This window comes from Thalassotalea eurytherma (genome assembly GCF_030161415.1).
In the GTDB taxonomy this organism is placed as follows: Bacteria; Pseudomonadota; Gammaproteobacteria; order Enterobacterales; family Alteromonadaceae; genus Thalassotalea_G; species Thalassotalea_G eurytherma.
This window is the reverse complement of sequence record NZ_BSSU01000007.1, coordinates 122,711-144,213: the sequence shown is the minus strand read 5'-3', so window position 1 is coordinate 144,213 and position 21,503 is coordinate 122,711. Positions and strand designations below refer to the sequence as shown.

The following is a 21,503-nucleotide window of genomic DNA, read 5'->3' as shown; positions in this document are numbered from 1 at the left end:
TTATACGCGCTAGATAAATTTAATGTTGCTGAATATGAGTAGTTTACAACACTTATTCCCGATTAACCTAAATGCTAACTGGCAAGATACTGTTCCCGAAGCGGTGAATACGTATGTTAAAGATTGGCTGCTAGATGAAAGTTCTTTAACGGCGCGATTAAAAGCAAATGCTAAGACATTCCGTTTAGAAGTACTAGGTCAACAAATCACTTACTGTGATGAGCATGAAGCATGTGTTTATGTAAAGGCAGGTGATCGTGTATTAGTGCGGGAAGTGATTCTGTATTGTGACGACCAGCCTCAAGTTTTTGCCCGCAGTTTGTTACCATTAACCAGTTTAACGGGGGAGCAAAAAGTACTTGCCGAGTTAGGAGAGCAACCACTTGGCCAAGTTATTTTCAATTCACCAACATTGAAGCGAAAAGCACTGCAAGTTGCTAAGTTTTCCGCAACAAGTAAGTTGTCACAGTTAAACGACACGTTAGGGTTATCAAAAGAAATGGAATTTTGGGGCAGACGTTCAACGTTTTTAGTTAACAACAAACCTTTTTTAGTCGCCGAAGTTTTTCTACCCGGTGCGTTAGCCTACCAAGCTAAAAGCGAGACGACATCATGAGTTATACGCTATCTCAACGCTGGCAAGGCATAAAGCAAATTACCCGAATTGATAAGCCTATTGGTACTTATTTACTGTTATGGCCAACGTACTGGGCGCTATGGATAGCTGCTGAAGGTTTTCCTTCATTGCATTTACTGTTTGTTTTTACGTTAGGCGTGTTCCTAATGCGCAGTGCTGGTTGTGTGATTAATGACTTTGCCGATCGCAAGGTAGATGGTGAAGTAAAAAGAACCAATCAGCGCCCACTCGTTACGGGCCTTATTTCTCCAGAGCAAGCCATTTTGTTGTTTGTTTGTTTACTGGCTGCTGCCTTTGGTTTGGTCACCTCATTATCTTGGTACACGATACAGCTGTCTTTTATCGCAGTATTTTTAGCGACCCTGTACCCCTTTATGAAGCGCTACACGAATTTGCCGCAAGTTGTATTGGGCGCTGCCTTTAGCTGGGGCATGATCATGGCGTTTGCGGAAGTGATGGGCTACATCCCTTTAGCTGCTTGGTTTTTGTTTTTTGCTAACCTTACCTGGACTGTTGCTTACGATACGATGTATGCGATGGTAGACCGTGATGATGATTTACGAATTGGCGTAAAATCTACAGCGATTTTATTTGGTGAAAATGATAAGAAAATTATCGGCTTTTTGCAGATTTTAACCTTAGGTTTGCTATATAGTGCAGGCGAGCTTCTAGCGTTTGGTTGGCCGTTTCATTTAAGTTTGATTATTGCCGCGGGTTTTTTCTGTTATCAGCAAATGTTGATTGTTGATCGTAACCGTGACAAGTGCTTTGCAGCCTTTTTAAACAATCACTTTGTTGGCATGATTATTTTTGTTGCCATTTTAATCGAGTATTTCTAACAAGTAACGCTATAAACCCGATTAATCTTTCAATACAGATTGTTGTTAATGTTTTCTAAGGTAAAAGGCAACTTACGATTAAAGTTGCCTTTTTCATTTTATATCATTGATTAACGCGTAATACTTTGCAACACATCAATACTCACTAAATTACTTACTACCTTTTTAAGCGCCTGCAAGCTCGGTTCAGCCACGAGTTCGTTATCGTCTGAAACATGCATATAGCCATTGTCTTTCATCGCCATAATTAAGGCTGACTGTGCCTTTTTATCAACAAACTCAGGGGCATTAATATTATTCAAAATGGATAGTCGATTAGCGATCGATACCATGTTTTGCTCTAGCGTTTTCTTGGCAATCGGTGCTAATCGTGATGTTAACTGACTGACAATAACAAGGCGTTGCATGGTTTCGTCGATTACATCACTCATAATTTGTACATACGCTTTCATACATACATCTTCCGTTAATGACCAAAAACCTGCTTTGGTAGATTTAGCAATCCCTTGTGATGCTAATGCATTTAACACTTGGTCAATTTGCGAAGCTAATGTATCTGCGTCTTGCCATAAGAAAAACTCAGATTTAAGCAATGGCCAAATGAGTTGAACTTGTTCGACTAATTCTTGATGTGAAATTTTGTGGTGGCTATCTAAAATTCGACATACTAAAGAAGGTAATAAATAGGTATGTAGAATATTATTGCGATAATAGCGCATCTCTAAAGATTGTTTCTCATTGAGAGACAAGTAAGCGCCTAAGCTATCTTTATCAACGGTGACTTTATTTAGAGAAATTAAGTCTTTAACTAATTCATGCCCCGACTCTTCAGGAATGGTTACTAATTCACTATACGGAGCTGTTCTTGCCATCGACAAGAAAAAGTCCATTTGCGCTTCAAGCTCGCCTTGAGATAGTGCTTGGTTATCGGTTGCATGCAATATTAAACCTGTCAGTGAAACGGCGTTAAGTGCCGCACTCTTGTTGATTTTGGTCATCACCACATCACCTAAACCATTAACGGTAGGTGTTAACCAACTAGGTTTTTGTGGGTCGATAGGGTCAATATCATCTTTCCATGCAGGTACATGTTGGTTTAAATATTGGTTTAAATGAATCGGTTCGCCAAAATTGACAAAGCCCTTACCATAATTGCGTAGATTCTTAACGGCTTTTAACACACCTAAGATCGATTCATTCTTCTTTTTACTACCGCTTAATTCTTTGTGATAGGTGGCAACTTCCATAACATGTTCGTAACCAATATAAACAGGCACTAAAGTCAGCGGTCTATCAATACCACGCAGTAAGCTTTGGATTGTCATCGCGAGCATACCGGTTTTGGGAGATAGCAATCGACCTGTTCGGCTGCGACCACCTTCGGTGTAGTATTTTACCGAATAACCACGATCAAAAAGTAAACCTAAATATTCTCTAAAAATAGCGGAATATAAGCGGTTACCGCCAAAACTACGGCGAATAAAAAATGCGCCAGCTTTCCTGAAAATTGGGCCAGCAGGCCAGAAGTTTAAGTTGATACCTGCTGCGATACGCGGCGTTACTAAGCCTTGGTGATAAATAACGTAGGTAAGTAGCAAGTAATCCATATGAGAGCGATGACACGGTACATAGATTATTTCATTGCCGTCTTCGGCTGCTTGTCTTAATACATCGGTATTTTCTACGTTGATTTTGTTATACAAACGGTTAAATAACCAACCAAGCATACGTTCACCAACGCGAATCATTGATTCACGATAGTCTCCAGCAATTTCATACATCATTGCTTTAGCTTGTTTTTTCACTTTTTCAACGGGTAGGTTTTTCGATTTAGCTTCGTCAGCAATAACGCGCTTTATTGAAGGGTTAGCAAATAGTGCAGTGAACATTTGCTCACGATCCATTAAGCGAGGGCCTGTAGCAGCGATGGTTTGTCGGTGAAAATGAAAACGTGCCACACGCAATAACTTATGTGCTGTGTCTTCATCACTACCATGTTTGTCCGCCATATAACGCAAAGAAACAGGGTTTGAAAAACGAACTAAGGTATGACGACCTAAAAATAATACGATGAAAAACTTACGTAACCAATTTGGTGACTCTTGATCCGCCAAAATGGTGCCAACGTTCGCGTTATTTTTTTCAACTGTTGGCGCTCGACCCCAAGTTAAATTTACTGGAATGAGTTGAGCTTCTTGCGAACTATCTTCTTGATGCTCTTTTAGGAGGTTTAACCCTTGCTCAATAGCATTGGTTTTACCAACTGTTCGCCATTTAAATAGTGGCGTTGGTTTATCAATACAAAGTGTTCTATTAAACGTTTGACCTTTGATTTCAACATGTTCAAGAGGATCTGGGAGATTAAGCTGCTTACATGCCTTTTGTAGTGACAGAAGATCACTCGCCGATTGATGTCGAATGACATAAAAAATAGGTTTATCTGTTTTTACACTGCCTGAGGTGACAAAATCGTCAGGAACAATTTTGCATTTAACCAGTAGTTTTATCGGTAGTGTTAATAATAAATAAAATAATGAACGCAGTGCTAACATGTTGTATCGCTTTATATTATCAGAACCGATATTTTAGCACTAAGAAAAAGCTTTGTCTTTTGTTGTGATGTTAACGTTTATGTCTTTATTAAATCTCGTCATCCCGAGATGAGGGTGTTTCCAAATCTCGTCATCCCGTGATGTTTTTACACGGGATCTTTTTAAGTGGGATTCCCGCTAACAACATGCGGGAATGACGGTATTGTGAATGCGGGAATGACGGTATTGTGATGACATTATTGTTAGTACGTCAATGACATTATTGTTTACACGATCATTAACCCGCTTGCTTTTCAGCAATGTAGTTATCAATTAAACGCTCTAAAATAGCTAGTGGCACCGCGCCATTTTTCAGCACAACATCATGAAAATCACGTAAATCAAACTCATCACCTAAGGCATTTTGTGCTTTAGTTCTCAGCTCTAAAATTTTCATCATGCCTGTTTTGTATGAGGTTGCTTGACCTGGCATAACGATGTAACGCTCAATTTCCGAAATTACGTCACTTTCTGCCATACCTGTATTGGCTTTCATGTAGTTAATTGCTTGCTCACGTGTCCAGCGTTTAGCGTGAATACCGGTATCTACCACTAAGCGCACTGCTCTAAATAATTCAGCTTGTAGTCGGCCAACATTATCTAGCGGGTTGTCTTGAAAACCTAGCTCCCAAGCAACTTGTTCTGTATAAAGCGCCCAGCCTTCAGTGTAAGCGGTAAATGGCGACATTCGTCTAAATAATGGCATGCCCTCTAATTCCATCGCGATAGCAATTTGGAAGTGATGGCCTGGAATACCTTCATGGTAGGCAAGGGTGCGCATGCTGTATTTTGGCGTCGCTTTAATGTCATATAAATTAGCAAAGAAACGACCTGGTCGTGAACCGTCAATTGCAGGTTGTTGATAGTAAGCACCTGGTGAAGTTTTTTCTTTAAATTCAGGAATACGCACAACTTCCATGCCTGCTTTTGGTCGAATTCTAAAGGCATTGTCGATGTCTGCTTCTATTTCGTCTAAGATTTTTTGATAATCTTCAAGGATTTGCGCGCGACCTTCGTCAGAATCTGCATAGTACTGACTTTCATCGGCTGCAAGTTCATCAATTGCGGCGGTAAAACCATTACTTGCGTTGTAGCCCTCGCTAGCCAGAATTGTCAAAATTTCACTTTGAATACGATCAACTTCCACTAAACCAGTTTGGTGAATTTGGTCAGGCGTATAATCGGTCGTTGTAAAAAATTTCAACGATTGACGATACGCTTCATCACCTTGTGGCAATCGCCAGAAACCATCGTCAGTCGTCGCTTTGGTCGCTAGTTTTGTGAAGTAGTCTATAAACAGTTGATAAGCAGGATGTACGAATTGAGTAATGTTTTCCTGTGCTGAAGCTAAAATTCTACCTTTTTCTTCTGCAGGGAAATCTTCTGCTTCATCAATTTTACGTTCAAGTGATGTATAGAGAATGTTTTCTTCTACCGGCGTTTCAACAAAGGTAGTCATTTCCTCTAATACACGATCAATGACAAAACGTGGAGGGATGATACCTTTGTCTTCTCTAATTTTTAGCCCTTGTAGGTTTTGCTCAAACTTTACTTTGACTTTTTGTAGGCGAGATAAATAGTTTTCTGCGTCTTCAACATCGTTTACTTGATGCTGTGCTTCCATAAAACTTGGATAACCATTTTGTATACCGAACAATTGGTTAACTGGGTAATTATGGTATCGAAATGCCTTCGCTGTGTCGGCAAATTCAAGCAAATACAAGGCAATTTCTTTTGATAATTGGTCATCTTCGCTTAAGTCTTCATCTTGGTAAGTTAGCAATGTTTGATGAATTTGCTCTACTTGTGCAAAAAGTTCATCACCTTTTTCTGGGCGGTCATCATCAAGTTCAGCATTATGACCTTTAATGCCCATCGACTCTAAAAAGCCAAGTGATGTTAAGGTTTCAGGGCTATCAAATGCCATTTTTACCATGGTACGGTCGAGAAACGCTCTAAACATAAATGGTTTTTGGGCATACCATTCATGGGCGGCAAAACTGCCGGCCAAGACAACCACTAGTAAGAGTAGCTGACCAAGACGTTTAAATATTGTTTTTATCATCTTGTTTTCCTTGTGTTTATTTTTACTTTATTACGTTAACACGTGCCCTGAATTAGCACTAGTCGTAAGCCATTTTCTAAAGAGGATAATTGTTAGTAAATATAACGCTTGTTTTTGGCGTAACTTTTAATCGGGATTTAACGTAAATTTGATGTACTTTAATTGTTAATAAGCCTAAAGTATTTACTATAATTACTTTATGGTTAAAGCACTTAGTAAGCAGATGAATATTTTCAAATCGTTATTCTTGGTAGCCATATTTTTTCTTTGTTGGCTAGGAGGGGCTAATGGGTCTCTCGCGCAAAACTATGCAGTTGAACAAATAGAGGTTCAACCGTATCAGCAATCAATTACCCGAACAGGCCGTTTAGGCTTTAAGAAAACGGCTAATTTATCGTTTAAAGCAAGCGGATACCTTGATTATTTAGCGGTAGATGAAGGTGACTACTTTGAAAAAGGTACGCTATTGGCTGCCCTTGATAATGAAGAATTAAAAGCGGAAAAAAACCGTCGTTTCGCTGAGTTAATGCAAGCTAAAAGAGAATATAATCGTGCTAAGGATTTATTCGAAAAAGAGCTTAATACAGAACAAGAATTAGATTTGGCACAAACAAATGTTGAAACCATTCGTAATGTTTACCAAGCAGCCTATTACAATCTAGAAAAAGCGAAAATTTTTGCCCCCTATAACGGCGTGGTGTTAAGCCGCCATACCGATCTTGGCGAATTACAGTCTCCTGGTACTCCTGCATTGAGTGTTGCCGCGCTAGAAAAAAACTGGGTGGTAAAAATAGCACTAACCGATAGCGAAATTTCACAAGTAAGGCTAGGTCAACAAGTCGATGTATTACTGCCGAGTTTAGGTAAAGTGATTGGTGAAATTAGTAAAGTTCCGATGATGGCCAATACGGCAAATAACTTGTTTTTAGTCGATGTTTTATTGCCAAAATTAGTACTTGAACAAGGTGTCGTTGCAGGGCAAATTGCTCAAGTAACTATTGATATTGCTTCTAACGACTCGGTATATCGTTTACCAATTGACGCTTTGGTTGCGATAGATGATAGTGGTGAAGCTATTATTATGACTAAATCTGGTGATAACGTGAGTCATCAGTCATTTCGTATTTATAAACTCGATAACCAATATATTTACTTAACGGCGACCAGCAACCAGCCAAAACTTGAGGTGGTTGTTCGTGGATGGCAACATTTAGATGTGGTGAAGTAGCCCATGAAGTTACCTTTAGTTGCCTTAAAAAACGCGCAATTTACGCTGACCGTTATTATTTTAATGGTGCTTTTGGGCCTTGTTTCTTATCTCACGATGCCGCGCTCGGAAGATCCGCAATTTGATATGCCGATCACCTTGTTGGAGATTGTTTATCCTGGCGCGTCTCCAGCAGATATCGAAACCTTAGTGGTTGACCCTATTGAAGCGTCATTTTCTGAAATTGAAAATATCAAAAAAATTGAAGCGCAAATCAAAAATGACGGTGCTCGTATAGAAGTTACCTTTATTTATGGTGTTGATGCTGATTTATCTTATGACCGCATTAAACAAGCGGTTGCCGAAGTAAAGCCGACCCTACCAGAAGGTATTCAAGAGCTATTAGTCTTAAAAGCGACGCCAAAGAGTGTCGCGGTGATGCAACTAGCGTTGTGGAGTGAGCCAACTGATTATAAATCAATGGAGTTTTACGCTAAGCAGTTAGAGAAACGCTTAGAGGCGATCCCTTCGGTACGAAAATCTGATATTTGGGGCTATCCACCGCAAGTGGTTGCTGTCGATTTAAATTTAGACTTGCTTCAGCACTACGGTATTGGTGTAAATGATGTGAATTCAGTATTGCAGGGTAGGGCTCTGAATATTACGCCAGGATTTGTTGATGCGTCGAGCCGTCGTTTCAATGTAAATACCAGTGGTAACTTTACAGATGTTGAGTCGCTGAAAAATACGATAATTGTTACTAACGATGAGTATGTTTTACGACTAAAAGATATCGCTCAAGTGAGCGAAACCAATTATGAGCCGTCATATTTGGCGTATTACAATGAAAAACCGGTTATTTTTATCACTGTTGAGCAAAGAGAAAATACCAATATTTTTGATCTCACTAAAGCGATTGATGATGAGATAGCTTTGTTTAAAGAAAGTATCCCGAAAGATATTCAAATAGATGCATTATTCAAGCAGGCGCAAAGTGTTGAATATCGTGTAAACGGTTTCTTTGACAATTTAATTCAGGGCTTGGTGCTTGTTGGGGTTATGTCGCTGATCTTTTTAGGTTTGCGTGAAGCGCTAGTCGTTGTCTCTGTTATCCCGTTAAGCTTTATGATCGCCATTGGTTGGCTGGATATGAGTGGCTTTGGTTTACAGCAGATGTCGATAGTCGGCTTGATCATTGCGCTTGGTTTATTGGTTGATAACGCGATAGTTGTTACTGAAAGTATTCATCGAGAAATGGCTAAACCGGGCACAACCAAAATGAAAGCCTCTGCTCAAGGGGCTAGTATTGTAGGTTGGGCTATTACTAGTGGCACAATAACGACGATGTTTGCCTTCTTGCCGATGTTGATGTTATCGAGCTCTACCGGTGATTTTTTACGTTCAATGCCGGTTACCGTTGTTCTAGTATTATTCGCGTCTTTATTGTTAGCGTTAACGCTTACTCCACTACTAGCGCGTTTAACGTTTAGTCAAAAACCCAGCAAGATTAAAACCTTGCAAGTGTATCTAAATCGTTTTGCGGAAAATATTTATGCGCCTGTTTTAGTGCAACTGATTCGATTTAAGTACATTGTCTTAGCCGTTGGTATTATTGCGTTAGTCGGTATGTTTTCAGTATTTGGCCAAGTAGGCGTCAGCTTATTTCCCAAAGCAGAAAAGCCTATGGTAATGGTGGATATTGAAATGCCCGCTAATACGGCATTGCAAGGCACTAATGAGGTCATGCAGGCGGTAGCTAAGCATATTGATAGCTTTGATTTTGTTGAAAGTATTGGATTGAATGTTGGCTCTGCTAACCCTCGAATATATTACAATCAAGTGCCGAAACGTGGTGTGTCTAAATATGGGCAAATTGTTGTGGTCTTAAATGACTACAAAGAAGACACCATGAGCAACTTTGTCGGTGATTTACGAAAGGAGTTCGCTAATTGGCATCAGGCAAAAATTACCGTCAATGAATTCACACAAGGGCCTGTCACTGACAAACCGGTAACCGTGCGCTTGATGGGTGAAAACTTAAAAGATCTCGAGCGAGTAGCGAAAGACGTTGAAGCCTTTATGATAAAACAGCAAGGCATGATTAATGTTGATAACCCAATTGGCGAAGCGAATACCATCGTTAATATGGCGATTGATTATGAAAAAGCCGGCTTGGCCAACGTCAATATTCAAGGGTTAGATACGACATTACAAACGGTGCTTTCTGGCGCGTTTGTTGGCTGGTTTAACGATCCTAATGGTGAAAGTTATCCTATTGTTGTTAGAAATCAATCACCTGAAGTTGAGAGTTTTGACAAGGTGTATATCAGCAATATTCGCAATGAGTTATTGCCGTTGAGCCAAGTAGCCGATATTCAACTCATGAAAGGTCAGCCAGAGTTCTTCCATTATCAAAAGCTAAGAATGGCAAAAGTTTCAGCGGATGCCGACACCGGATATTCAATTAATGAATTAACGGTGCAAGTTGTAAATTATTTAGATAACTACGATATGCCAATAGGCATGAGCTACAACTTAGGGGGAGAAGAAGAATCTCGCCAAGAGAACTTTGCTGGCTTGTCACAAATATTGTTAGTCACGGCAATAGGTATTTTTGCTATTTTGGTATTGCAGTTCCGCTCTATTTTGCAGCCGATGATAATTTTTACCTCGATTCCATTTGCAATTGCAGGTAGCGCTATTGGCTTGTTTTTAACAAATAGTTCGTTTTCTATGATGGCGTTTATCGGCTTAATTAGTTTATTCGGTATTGTCGTTAATAACGCGATAATTTTAATTGATACAGCCAATCGAAATTTATTAACTGACGACGATAAAGTCAACGCAATAACCCAAGCCAGTGCGACTCGATTCACCCCTATTTTATTAACAACGTTAACGACCATTGGTGGTTTATTACCGTTAACCATGTTTGGTGGTAGTTTATGGCAGCCTTTAGGCATAGTTATCATTTCAGGTTTATGTGTATCTGCGCTATCAAGTTTTTTCTTGGTACCCGTATTAACGGAGCTATTTACCAAAGCTAAAAATATGGACGAATAAATGGAGTATGTAGGGTTTATTGGTTATGCCCTTGCTGGGCTAGCGTATGTTGTTTTTGCCTTATTATTATTTGCAGCTCGCAATAATAGTTTATTGGCGCTTTGGTTAATTGGTTGTGTACTGATAACAGCGGGTGCCAATGTCGTTGCTGCTGCACAAATTGAATTTGGTTATAGCCTATTATGGGTAATGGCGATTGATACGATAAAAATTGCGGCTTGGTCAATCCTCATTCTTAGCTGTAACGTAGAATTTAAGTCTTTTTCTCAGTTATTAAAAAACCACTATGTTAGGCAATACATTGTTATTTGGAGTGCACTGACACTTTGCTGTTTTGGCTTAACCGTCGGCGCTGGACTTTCTACAAGTTATCTATTCCTATTGTTCATCATGCTAAATTTATGGAGTTTAGTGCTACTCGAACAACTTTATCGAAGCTCTACCGGTGAAGTTCGATGGGCTATCTGGCCGCTGGTTATTGCTGTAGCGGCGTTATCTCTTTTTGATTTCGTTATTTACGCACAAGCATCAATGCTCGGGCAGCTTGATTTTGACTTTTGGTATAGCCGTGGTTTTATAGCTGTTATTGTTGCACCACTTCTACTTATTAGTACGCGCCGTATCCAAAACGGACAAGTACGCGTGTTTGTTTCGCGTAATGTTGTTTTCTATTCCTCAATGTTATTAATTGCAGGTTTATATCTACTCGTTATGGCTTTTGCCGGCTATGCCATTAATTATTTTGGTGGTGAATGGGGGCGATTGATTTCGGTTTCATTTCTCGTGTTAGGTGGGGTAGTACTTGCCGCACTTTTGATGACAGAAAACCTCAGGAAGCAAGTAAAGGTATTTATTACTAAAAACTTTTTCGCCAATAAATATGAATATCGCGAGGAATGGTTAGAGCTTATTGAGCAGTTAGAAACAACCAGCGCTGAGTCGCCACACCAAATGGCGTGTGAGATTGTTCGTAAAAAAGTTAATGCTGAGAGTATCATGCTGGTTAAGGCGATTAACTTTCGCGAAGGAGAAATTAAATATCAGCAAGATTGGGTTGAATATGAAGTGGAAGATTTTCAACAAAACTTAGCCGACATTTTGCTTTATTTTAAAAATCAAAGTTGGCTTATCGATATTTACGAATATCAGAAATCGCCAAATTTGTATGAAGGGCTGTTCTTAAATCAATCATGGTGTCAGCAACAAAAGCTTAGCTTGGTTATTCCGCTATTTGTTGGTAAAGCATTTTATGGCTTGTTTTTAATTGGCGAGCGTAAAGAGCAAAAAGCGTTGAATTGGGAAGATCGTGATCTTATTTTTGCTATTACTAAACAGCTAACAAACTATATTTCGCTGAACGAAGCTAATGACAGGCTTGCAGAATCAAAGCAATTTGATGCGTTTAACCGTATGTCTGCTTTTCTTGTTCATGATCTTAAGAATGTGCAGGCGCAACTTGCCTTGATAAATGCGAATGCCGTTAAGCATAGAGATAATCCCGCTTTTATAGACGACGTTTTTGAGACGGTGGAATCGGCAACTACCCGGCTAGATAAAATGCTTAATCAGCTACGAAATAAGCAAGCGATGGGCGCCGATAAATCGACAGTCAATGTTGTTAATCTGATTGAAAAAGTGGTTAAGCAGTGTAACGTCAGAAAACCCAAAGTAGAGTTTTTAGAGCATTCAAATATAGAGATGTTTGTCGATGGTGAAACACTCTCCTCAGTGCTGAATCACTTGATTCAAAATGCACAAGAAGCATCAGAATCAGATGAAAAAGTTAATGTGCTGTTACGTTGTCACGATGGTATAGTAGATATTACAATTGAAGATCATGGCAGTGGCATGACGGAAAGTTTTATTGAAAATCGCTTATTTAAGCCGTTCGATACAACAAAAGGCAATGCTGGTATGGGGATTGGCGTATACGAAGCCAAACAATTTGCGGAGAGTTTATCTGGTCAACTTGTGGTAACAAGTAGGCCAGGTGAAGGAAGTAAATTTTCTATTCGTTTACCGAATAGCGCATAAGAATAAATAAAAAGGTTACAAGTATAAACATGGAAAAAATACTGATCGTAGATGACGACAAAGGCATTCAAAAGCAGCTTAAATGGAGCTTATCTGACTATGATGCAGCGTTAGCTGATGATCGTGAAAGTGCTATAGCCGCCGTAAGACGTTTTGAACCTAAAGTAGTGACGTTAGATTTAGGCTTGCCGCCAGATGAAGCTAACGCATCAGAAGGGTTAGCGTGCCTACAAGAAATATTAACTATTGCCCCTCATACTAAAGTGATTGTTATTACAGGTAATGACGATAGAACGAATGCATTAAAGGCAATAGCGGCTGGTGCCTACGATTTTTATCAAAAACCAATTGACCAAGAAGTCATTGAAGTGATTGTTTCTCGCGCTTTCACGCTTGCTGCGATTGAAGCTGAAAATCATAAAATGCGCTCAGTTGCCGGTAGCGATATAGGCATTATCGGCAACAGCGCGCCAATTGAACGCTTAAGAATGATGGTAAAGCGCATAGCGCCAACGGCGATTACCGCGTTATTACTCGGTGAAAGTGGTACAGGTAAAGAAGTCACCGCAAACGCCGTGCATTTAGCAAGTGATCGTAAATCTAAACCTTTTATTGCAATTAACTGTGCATCTATTCCAGAAACCTTATTAGAAAGCGAATTATTTGGCTTTGAAAAAGGCGCGTTTACCGGCGCGCATAAAACGACAAAAGGTAAAATAGAATGTGCTGAAGGCGGTACATTATTTTTAGATGAAATTGGCGATATGCCATTTAATCTGCAAGCTAAGCTACTGCGCTTTTTACAAGAGAAAAAGATAGAGCGTTTAGGTGGCAGGCAAGAAATTTCTGTTGATGTACGCGTTGTTTGTGCAACCAATCAAAACCTACAAGAAATGGTGGCAGATAAAACCTTCCGTGAAGATCTATTTTATCGTGTTAGTGAGTTTACCCTTGATATTCCACCACTGAGAGATCGTGAAGAAGATATCTTGATACTTGCCCAATACTTTTTAACCTTATATGCCCAAGAATATAATTCAAAGGCTAAAGGGTTTTCTGAAGACGCAATAAAAGCGCTAAGAAATCATCAGTGGCCGGGTAATATTCGTGAGCTTCAAAATAAAGTGAAAAGCTCCGTGATCATGAGTACTGGCGTTCAAGTAACGGCGTTAGATTTAGGTTTTTTTGATGAAGTGAATGACGATTATACGTTAGATTTAAACTTGCGCGTTGTACGTGAATCTGCGGAAACTATCGCCATACAAAAAGCTTATGCGCTCTCAGAAGGTAATATGTCTAAAACGGCTGAGTTATTGGGCGTTACAAGACCTACCTTGTATAGCTTGATTGAAAAATATAACTTAGAGATAAATGCATAGTAGTGTGTCATTCCCTAGCGGTTTTATAGGGAATCATGTAATTCGTCATTCCGTAATGTTTTTGTACGGAATCTTTGTAACTTAATAGTGACGCACTTACAAAGCGATGAATAATTAATAAAGTTTTGAGAGAAAAATAAATGAAAGTAACAGTTTTTGGTATTGGTTACGTTGGGCTTGTTCAGGCTGCTGTATTGGCGTCTGTCGGCCATGATGTGATGTGTGTTGATATTGATGCAAATAAAATAGAGAACCTTAAAAAAGGTATTATTCCAATTTATGAGCCAGGTTTAACACCACTAGTTGAAGAAACCTACCAAAGTGGCATGTTGAAGTTTACAACCAATCCTGAAGAAGGTGTTTCACATGGCCAAATCCAATTTATTGCGGTAGGAACCCCGCCAGATGAAGATGGCTCAGCTGATCTAAAATACGTTTTAGCAGTAGCGGAAACGATTGCCTCTTATATGGACTCACCAAAGGTTATTATTGATAAATCTACTGTACCTGTGGGCACGGCAGATAAAGTATCTGCAAAGGTCGCATCGGTATTAGCGTCTCGTAAAGTTGATATTGACTATGATGTGGTATCTAACCCAGAGTTCTTAAAAGAAGGAGCTGCGGTTGGTGATTGTATGAAACCAGATCGCATTGTGGTTGGTACAGAAAATGAAAATTCTCGTAAGGTTATGCGTGAGTTATACGCGCCATTTAATCGTAATCACGATCGTATGATATTTATGGATGTACGTTCTGCTGAATTAACTAAATATGCAGCGAATTGTATGTTAGCGACAAAAATTTCATTCATGAATGAAATGTCAAACCTTGCGGAATTACTTGGCGCCGATATTGAAGCGGTTCGTCACGGTATTGGCTCTGATTCTCGCATTGGCTATCAATTTATTTACCCTGGCTGTGGTTACGGTGGCTCGTGTTTTCCTAAAGATGTTCAAGCATTAATTCGTACGGCTAATGGCATAGATTACCAACCTTCGATTTTAGAGGCAGTTGAAAAAGTTAATTACGCCCAAAAACAGAAGCTTTTTGAAAACCTTAATGACTATTTTGATGGTGACTTAGCTGGTAAAACTGTCGCTGTTTGGGGCTTATCATTTAAACCTAAGACAGATGATATGCGAGAAGCATCTTCAATCGAACTTATGAAAGCTTTATGGAAGGCAGGTGCAAAAGTGCAAGCATATGATCCTGAAGCAATGGAAGAATGTCAGCGTATATTTGGCGCTCAACAAGGCCTTGATTTAGTCGGTACCAAAGAATCAGCATTAAAAGGTGCTGATGCTCTTGTTGTATGTACAGAGTGGAGCCAGTTTAGAGCACCAGATTTTGATTTAATTGAAGCAATGCTAAATCATAAGGTTATTGTCGATGGTCGTAACTTATACGATCCGCAACTACTAAAAGATCGTGGCTTTGCATACTACGGTATTGGCCGTGGCGATAGTGTTAAAAAGGCAGGCTAATGAAGTATCTCGTAACTGGTGCCGCTGGCTTTATTGGTTTTTATTTGACTAAACGCCTATGTGAAGCAGGCCATGAGGTTGTAGGTATTGATAATTTGAATGATTATTACGATGTAAACCTTAAACATGCAAGGTTAAAAGAGCTCGAAATATATCAAAACTTCCGTTTTCAAAAGCTAGATTTAGCCGATAGAGAGGGAGTTGCTAAGTTATTTGAAGCTGAACAATTTCAGCGTGTTATTCACTTGGCAGCACAGGCCGGTGTTAGGTATTCACTTGATAACCCGATGGCTTATGCCGATTCAAATCTCGTAGGCCATCTAACTATTTTAGAAGGGTGTCGACACCACAATATTGAACACTTAGTTTATGCATCATCTAGCTCTGTATACGGCTTAAATAGTAAAACCCCGTTTTCAACGTCTGATAGCGTTGATCACCCAATTTCTCTCTATGCGGCGACGAAAAAATCAAATGAGCTTATGTCCCATACCTACTCCCATTTGTATGGTATTCCTACAACTGGCTTAAGATTTTTTACTGTTTATGGCCCGTGGGGCAGACCTGATATGGCGTTGTTTAAATTTGCCAAGCTAATTACTGAAGGGAAACCTATTGACGTATATAACAACGGTAACCTAAGCAGAGACTTTACTTATATTGATGATATTGTTGAAGGTATTATCCGTATTCAAGATGTTATCCCTCAAAAAGACGAGAATTGGACGGTAGAATCAGGATCGCCAGCACAAAGCTCTGCGCCTTATAAAGTTTATAACATAGGTAATGGTAATCCAGTAAAGCTAGAAAGCTTTATCGATTCACTGGAAAGCGCGCTTAATATCAAAGCACAGAAAAATTATATGCCAATGCAACCGGGCGATGTTTATAAAACATATGCAGATGTTGATAACTTATTTGAAATAACTGGCTTTAAACCGAATACTTCGATTGAAGCTGGCGTAACTAAGTTTGTGGATTGGTATCAAGCTTTCTATAAAGCGTAAATAAGTGTCTATATTTTTTACAATGATCGTGTTGAAGAATAAACGATCTTTATTTTTCCCTTGTAAAACAGCGGCTTGAAAAGTTGGCGCGGTGTATGCATTAACAGGTCAGAGCGTAACAAAATTAAAAAAGGTTTTATTATGAAAGGATTATTCAAGTTAAGTGCAGTAGCTGCATTAATGTTAAGCACATCAGCTTTTGCAGGTGTAGTAACAATTGATCAGGATCAGGACGGTGATAGCGGTACTAATGGTATCACAATCTCGGATATGGTAACTGAAAGCTATCAAGCTGTTTCATATTATGTAGATGCTGACGGCGACGGTTTTGTTGAAGACGGTGACTTTGTTTTTGACTTCGGTTTAGGAATTGACATTACGGGTTTCACGCCAGATGCATTCGGCAGTAACTATGGTGACACATGGAAATTACAGGCTGATTACCTAATTTATGGTGAGGCTATCGTAACAAACTTTGATGCAACTATTTTAGGTGCTGGTGTTCTAGGTTCAGCTGATGGTATCTACAACGATTTCGGAACAACTGACCTACCTCTTTTAGGTACGACACCAAATGAAAGCTTAGCAGCTAACATCTTAGACGGTATGATCAATTTATTTGTTGTTGAACTCGACGGTAATGGTAATGAAACGGGCAACAAAATGTTAGGTGCAAGCTACGACGTAAACAGTTTAGTGCCTAACACTATTAGCAACATTGTTTTAGATATGAAAGCATCTGGTACTTATGCAGCTGACGATTTATTTTACAACTATGCAGGCGATGAGTTTAATGACGCAGTTGCTATGGGCGGTATTTGGGAAGGTACTTTAAGTAGTCAATTCCGCACAGATGACGTATTAGGTGTTAATGCTCCAGTACCTGGTCAATGGCAATATGCAGATAATGCTAATGGTGGTACTGTTAACGACCTTAACAATTTAGCACCGTTTGGTAAAAACGCGACTCAAGTAACAGCTATGGGTAATGGTTGTCCAGATGGCACTTTCGGTGGTTGTGTTGGTAATCCTGCTACAGATGGTGTAAATGGTATTCCTGCTGAAATTACAAACAAGTGGAGAGATGTGCGTGATACGATTCGTGCAGCTGGTGAAGATGACCAAGGTAATTCGTACGACTTACTAGCACGTTCTACAACATTAGGTTCACGACTAGTGCAAGATGTTCCAGAGCCAACTTCAATTGCGCTATTAGGTTTAGGTTTATTAGGCTTAACTGCAGCGAGACGCAGAAAAGTTAAATAATCGTCAGTTAATTGAAAGTATTTGAAAATCCAACGCTAATGCGTTGGATTTTTTTTTGTGAACAAGTAATATGAATTATCTAATGCGAATGGATTGGCTTTATTTATGAGATCAATTAAAAGAACTTCAAGTGTTGCAATTATTTTAGCGTTTATGATGGCATGCACACCTAATAAATCAGAAAATGAATATGCTATAGATGCGAAAGAAAATATTTCTGACCCTAAAACGTCGATACTAATATTAAAAAGTGGCCTTTCTAAATATCCTAATTCTGCAAACCTACGAAAGGCGTTGGGTGATTTATATTTAACCCAGGGTATGGGAGCAGAAGCTGAAAAGGAATACACCACTTTCATCACATTAACGCAGGATATTAACCCTGTCTTTCATAATTTATTAAAATCTTATGACTTACAAGGGAAAAGTGAAGAACTAATATCAGGCACTCAACAATTACCTCAATTAAGTCAAGATAATCAATATATAGCTTATTTATATGCTGCTCTAGGTTATATAGCCGAATCAAAGGAAGAGCAAGCTAACGATATGCTCGAACAATTAAACGACTTATCGGGTGAATCAGTATACCAAGGAATCGGAAGTGCTTTCTCTGAATTAAAAAGTGAAAATACTTCAGCTGCTAGTGCGATACTCAATGAGATTATAGAAAGTAATCCAGAATTATCAGAAGCTAAGTTTTTTCAAGCCCAACTAGCATATATTACCGGTGAATATGATCAAGCAATTGAGCTACTCAGAGAATACCAAACAAGCTTTATCAATGATCATCGCGTGTCATTTGTTATAGCCAAATCTTTGTTAGAGTTAGAAAAGGATGAAGAAGCTGAAAAAGAATTAAGTGGGATTATTAGTGTTTACCCAAATCATCCTTTAGCAAATAACCTTATTGGCGTTAGTCGATATAAACGCGGCGATTTTGTGTCTGCAGAATCATATTTAACTAAAGCACTTCAAAATGGTCTTGACGATGACGGCAGCCGTGTTCTTGCTGGAGTTAGTGCCTATTACCAAGCAAAATATGAGATTGCGTACTCATACTTAATCTCTGTGAAAGATAAAATTTCGCCAACTCACCCTGCATTGAAGTTGTTAATTTCTTTAGAGATGATGAACGGTAATGTTGACGAAGCCGAAAAGTTGGTGGCATTGGTTGAAGCACCTAGCAGCGACGATGATGCATATTTTATAGCGAAAACCGGATATGAAATGCTAAAAAAAGGTGATAAAGCGGCGGCAAAAACCAGTTTAGATAAGCTTGATGAATATCAAAGTTCTGATGTTAAGCTATTATCACAAAAGGCACTTATTCAACTTGCATTTAATAGTGAAAATGCAATTGATACACTTGAACAGGCTATTCTGCAAGAACCAACATTGGAACATGCTAATGTTTTTTTAATCAATGCTTTCACTGCAGAAAAAAAGTATGATCGAGCGATAAATGCTGCAAAAGAATGGCAAAAACATGCTCCTGATAGTCAAGTCGCGACGCTTATTTTAGCGAGCCTTTATCGAAAAACTAACAATCAAGAACAAGCGTTAAGCTTATATAAAGAAGTTTATGAGCAAGACAATCAGAATATTCAATATTTAGTTTACTCTCATGAGATCTCCCTTAAAAGCGGTGACTTTGATAAAGCGCTAAATTATTTAACGGCGGCACTTGATATCCAACCGGGAAATGCTCAGTTATTGAAAAGTTATGTTTGGTTAACAAATGCGCTTTCACTTCAAAAAGATGCTGTTACTTACTTTGCTAATATGCCAGCTGAGGCCAAAAACAATCCAAATGTTAAGCTATATGAAGCTCAGGCACTTTTTAATGACGGTCAATTTTCATCAGTCATTGCATCGTTGGGGCAAGAAAAACCAAGTAGAGAGTTTACATATAGTAAAGAGTATTGGATGTTGCTTGGCCAAAGCTATGTTCAATCAAAAGAACAAGACAAAGCTGAGAATCACTTTAAACTTTGGGTCGAATATGAACCTAATATAGCAGAGTCATGGTTAGCTTTAGGCATGTTTTATGAATTTAGTGGTGATTTAAACAAAGCTAAACAGGTATTTAATGATGCAGTGAAGGACAATCAAGACTCTTTTGTTTTAAATATAAGGGTTGGTGAGTTTGCATTAGAAGATAAAAACTTAGAGAGAACTAAAAGTATTTTAAATAAATTTTCGGACAATAAAGCTGATTATTTATACCGAGGACTGAACGGAAGAGTACTTCAAAGTGAGCGTAAATTCAATGACGCCCTTCCTGAACTTCTGGCCTATTATTCGGTCTTTCCAACGTCGAAATATGCGACATTAATTGCAGCTGCCTATATTGACAACAACGACTTATCAGGTGCTGAATTATTTATTGATGAGCATTTGAATGGCTCTCCGGAGGATACGGCTATACTATCTTTCATTGCTACTGCTTTGATGACTGTTGACGCTGATTTGTCGCTAAAATATTATGATGTATTGCTAGCGGTACAGCCTAAAAATGTCATCGCGTTAAACAATGCAGCATGGCAACTATATGAAAAAAATCAATTGCAAAAAGCCGAAGAGTATATTGATACTGCATTAAGCTTGGTTGCCAAAAGCCCAGATATTTTTGATACGGCGGCAATGATTAAATTAAAAAATGGAAAATTAGAAGAAAGTAAGCAATTGATTACCAAGGCTAGAAAGCTTGCGCCACGAAATAAACAAATTGAAGAACATTATGATTTAATTTTTAAGTGACTTTAGCTTCATTTCTAAGTTTAACGAAAACTTATTGTTATAAATACGAGTCATTATCTGCTGATAACTATCAGTGGATAATGACTTTTTATATCGAGCATCTCCCACTAAAAAGTCATAAACTATAAAACCTTGCTTTCTGTAGTGTTCTATCGCAAGTGAATGCACAAGCATCCCTAGTTGTAACTTAGCATGTTGGTCGTAATTTATTGCTGATAAATAGAAATTGATATTTTGCTGATAAATGTAATTAACTAATACGGCTATTGGCCTGCCATCTAAAGACAGGGTAGCCAATTGTGAAAAATCAGATTCTAAGCATGCTTTAAAGTATTTCAGAAACACAGGGTTGTTAAAACCACTTGGAGTTTTAGTGGAATCCCATTTTTTCTTATGCTTTTCACTAATAAATGGGAGTAAGCCTAGTTTCTTCGTTTTATCGCTAATAATTTCAAAACCTAAATCGCCTTTGCTCTCAAGTAAACGTTTAGTTTTATTTATCTTTTGCCGAGTATTTCTTGATGGTATTTCTTCTAGATAGTCGTTATTTATTTCGTTGAAATTCACTAAATAGCCTTGGTCAGCTAAAAGAGTCTCTGTGCTATAACCATTAATTTTTTGGTATCTATTATCGTTGGACATACCAATGATAAGTTCATCAAACTGGCTTGATGAAGCAATAAAACGTTGAAATGATTCAGCGACCTGCTTTTCAAAGCCTTTAACAGCAAGTATATCGTTATACTCAATCCAGCATTGGTCGTACTTTTCATTACCTGTTCTATTTAAAAACCATTGTTTGACATTAAGCAGCTTAAAGAGCTTTCGTTTAGACTCAAAAATAATTGCAATGCCTTTGTGTTTTCCTTCATCGCTAAATAGCAATATTTTATATTCTTGCGGGCATGATCTTAACCAACATGAAATCCAAGACCATGAGAGAAACACATGACATTCGGCATTATTCTCTATTTCAAGCCAAATTTGATTGAGTTTATTGAAAGGCATTTCATGGCAAGAAATAAGAGAAACATCTAGATTTGAATCATGTATCGTGTTTTTAATGTTATATCCTTGCAAACCATTGACTTCAAGCAGTTGAACTAGCACTATTTGTAACTTGAACGTTAATAACTAGTCAATCTGTTTTGGATAATGTTGGAAGTCC

General features: G+C 38.6%; 13 protein-coding genes. 10 read left to right on the top strand and 3 right to left on the bottom strand.

The genetic code is table 11. The features are described 5' to 3' along the window. Positions 1-34 precede the first annotated feature (34 nt). Positions 35-616 (top strand): chorismate--pyruvate lyase family protein, encoded by a 582-nt coding sequence (locus tag QQK02_RS08060; RefSeq protein WP_284207480.1) that lies wholly within the window; start codon positions 35-37, stop codon positions 614-616. Further along, a complete protein-coding gene (ubiA, locus tag QQK02_RS08055) occupies positions 613-1,476 on the top strand; it encodes a 4-hydroxybenzoate octaprenyltransferase (protein ID WP_284207479.1) in 864 nt (287 codons plus the stop codon). Before QQK02_RS08060 ends, ubiA begins: the two co-directional genes overlap by 4 nt. A gap of 110 nt (positions 1,477-1,586) precedes the next feature. On the opposite strand, the gene plsB is transcribed toward ubiA, so the two are convergent. Both plsB and QQK02_RS08045 read right to left on the bottom strand, forming a co-directional pair. After that, positions 1,587-4,028, bottom strand: coding sequence for a glycerol-3-phosphate 1-O-acyltransferase PlsB (plsB, locus tag QQK02_RS08050; RefSeq protein WP_284207478.1), 2,442 nt, complete (start codon positions 4,026-4,028; stop codon positions 1,587-1,589). A 277-nt stretch (positions 4,029-4,305) separates the two neighbouring features. Then, the gene (locus QQK02_RS08045; RefSeq protein ID WP_284207477.1) at positions 4,306-6,132 is read right to left on the bottom strand and encodes a DUF885 domain-containing protein; all 1,827 of its coding nucleotides are present in this window, start codon (positions 6,130-6,132) and stop codon (positions 4,306-4,308) included. A gap of 223 nt (positions 6,133-6,355) precedes the next feature. On the opposite strand from QQK02_RS08045, the gene QQK02_RS08040 reads away from it, so the two are divergent. The 8 genes from QQK02_RS08040 (at position 6,356) to prsT (ending at position 20,335) form a co-directional block, all read left to right on the top strand. Further along, positions 6,356-7,360: an efflux RND transporter periplasmic adaptor subunit gene (locus QQK02_RS08040; RefSeq protein WP_284207476.1), complete on the top strand. Its 1,005-nt coding sequence runs from the start codon at positions 6,356-6,358 to the stop codon at positions 7,358-7,360. 3 nt (positions 7,361-7,363) lie between these two features. Next, positions 7,364-10,402, top strand: a complete 3,039-nt coding sequence (locus tag QQK02_RS08035; protein WP_284207475.1) for an efflux RND transporter permease subunit — start codon at positions 7,364-7,366, stop codon at positions 10,400-10,402. Beyond that, positions 10,403-12,436, top strand: a complete 2,034-nt coding sequence (gene prsK, locus QQK02_RS08030) for an XrtA/PEP-CTERM system histidine kinase PrsK (RefSeq protein WP_284207474.1) — start codon at positions 10,403-10,405, stop codon at positions 12,434-12,436. Between the two features lie 29 nt (positions 12,437-12,465). Next, positions 12,466-13,815 (top strand): PEP-CTERM-box response regulator transcription factor, encoded by a 1,350-nt coding sequence (prsR, locus tag QQK02_RS08025; protein WP_284207473.1) that lies wholly within the window; start codon positions 12,466-12,468, stop codon positions 13,813-13,815. Positions 13,816-13,955: 140 nt separating this feature from the next. Then, positions 13,956-15,299, top strand: a complete 1,344-nt coding sequence (locus QQK02_RS08020; RefSeq protein ID WP_284207472.1) for a UDP-glucose dehydrogenase family protein — start codon at positions 13,956-13,958, stop codon at positions 15,297-15,299. Next, a complete protein-coding gene (locus QQK02_RS08015; RefSeq protein WP_284207471.1) occupies positions 15,299-16,306 on the top strand; it encodes an NAD-dependent epimerase in 1,008 nt (335 codons plus the stop codon). The genes QQK02_RS08020 and QQK02_RS08015 overlap by 1 nt, the downstream gene beginning before the upstream one ends. 141 nt (positions 16,307-16,447) lie before the next feature. Further along, a complete protein-coding gene (locus QQK02_RS08010; protein ID WP_284207470.1) occupies positions 16,448-17,572 on the top strand; it encodes a PEP-CTERM sorting domain-containing protein in 1,125 nt (374 codons plus the stop codon). 105 nt (positions 17,573-17,677) lie between these two features. Further along, positions 17,678-20,335 carry an XrtA/PEP-CTERM system TPR-repeat protein PrsT gene (gene prsT / locus QQK02_RS08005; RefSeq protein WP_284207469.1) on the top strand — a complete coding sequence of 886 codons (2,658 nt, stop codon included), beginning with the start codon at positions 17,678-17,680 and terminating at the stop codon, positions 20,333-20,335. On the opposite strand, the gene QQK02_RS08000 is transcribed toward prsT, so the two are convergent. Further along, complete coding sequence (locus QQK02_RS08000; RefSeq protein WP_284207468.1) at positions 20,321-21,445, bottom strand: GNAT family N-acetyltransferase; 1,125 nt, start codon at positions 21,443-21,445, stop codon at positions 20,321-20,323. The genes prsT and QQK02_RS08000 overlap by 15 nt on opposite strands. Between the last annotated feature and the right edge of the window lie 58 nt (positions 21,446-21,503).

Coding starts and splice junctions, on each gene's coding strand:
- QQK02_RS08060 (WP_284207480.1), top strand. CDS start 35: ATGAGTAGTTTACAACACTTATTCCCGATTAACCTAAATGCTAACTGG.
- ubiA (WP_284207479.1), top strand. CDS start 613: ATGAGTTATACGCTATCTCAACGCTGGCAAGGCATAAAGCAAATTACC.
- plsB (WP_284207478.1), bottom strand. CDS start 4,028: ATGTTAGCACTGCGTTCATTATTTTATTTATTATTAACACTACCGATA.
- QQK02_RS08045 (WP_284207477.1), bottom strand. CDS start 6,132: ATGATAAAAACAATATTTAAACGTCTTGGTCAGCTACTCTTACTAGTG.
- QQK02_RS08040 (WP_284207476.1), top strand. CDS start 6,356: ATGAATATTTTCAAATCGTTATTCTTGGTAGCCATATTTTTTCTTTGT.
- QQK02_RS08035 (WP_284207475.1), top strand. CDS start 7,364: ATGAAGTTACCTTTAGTTGCCTTAAAAAACGCGCAATTTACGCTGACC.
- prsK (WP_284207474.1), top strand. CDS start 10,403: ATGGAGTATGTAGGGTTTATTGGTTATGCCCTTGCTGGGCTAGCGTAT.
- prsR (WP_284207473.1), top strand. CDS start 12,466: ATGGAAAAAATACTGATCGTAGATGACGACAAAGGCATTCAAAAGCAG.
- QQK02_RS08020 (WP_284207472.1), top strand. CDS start 13,956: ATGAAAGTAACAGTTTTTGGTATTGGTTACGTTGGGCTTGTTCAGGCT.
- QQK02_RS08015 (WP_284207471.1), top strand. CDS start 15,299: ATGAAGTATCTCGTAACTGGTGCCGCTGGCTTTATTGGTTTTTATTTG.
- QQK02_RS08010 (WP_284207470.1), top strand. CDS start 16,448: ATGAAAGGATTATTCAAGTTAAGTGCAGTAGCTGCATTAATGTTAAGC.
- prsT (WP_284207469.1), top strand. CDS start 17,678: ATGAGATCAATTAAAAGAACTTCAAGTGTTGCAATTATTTTAGCGTTT.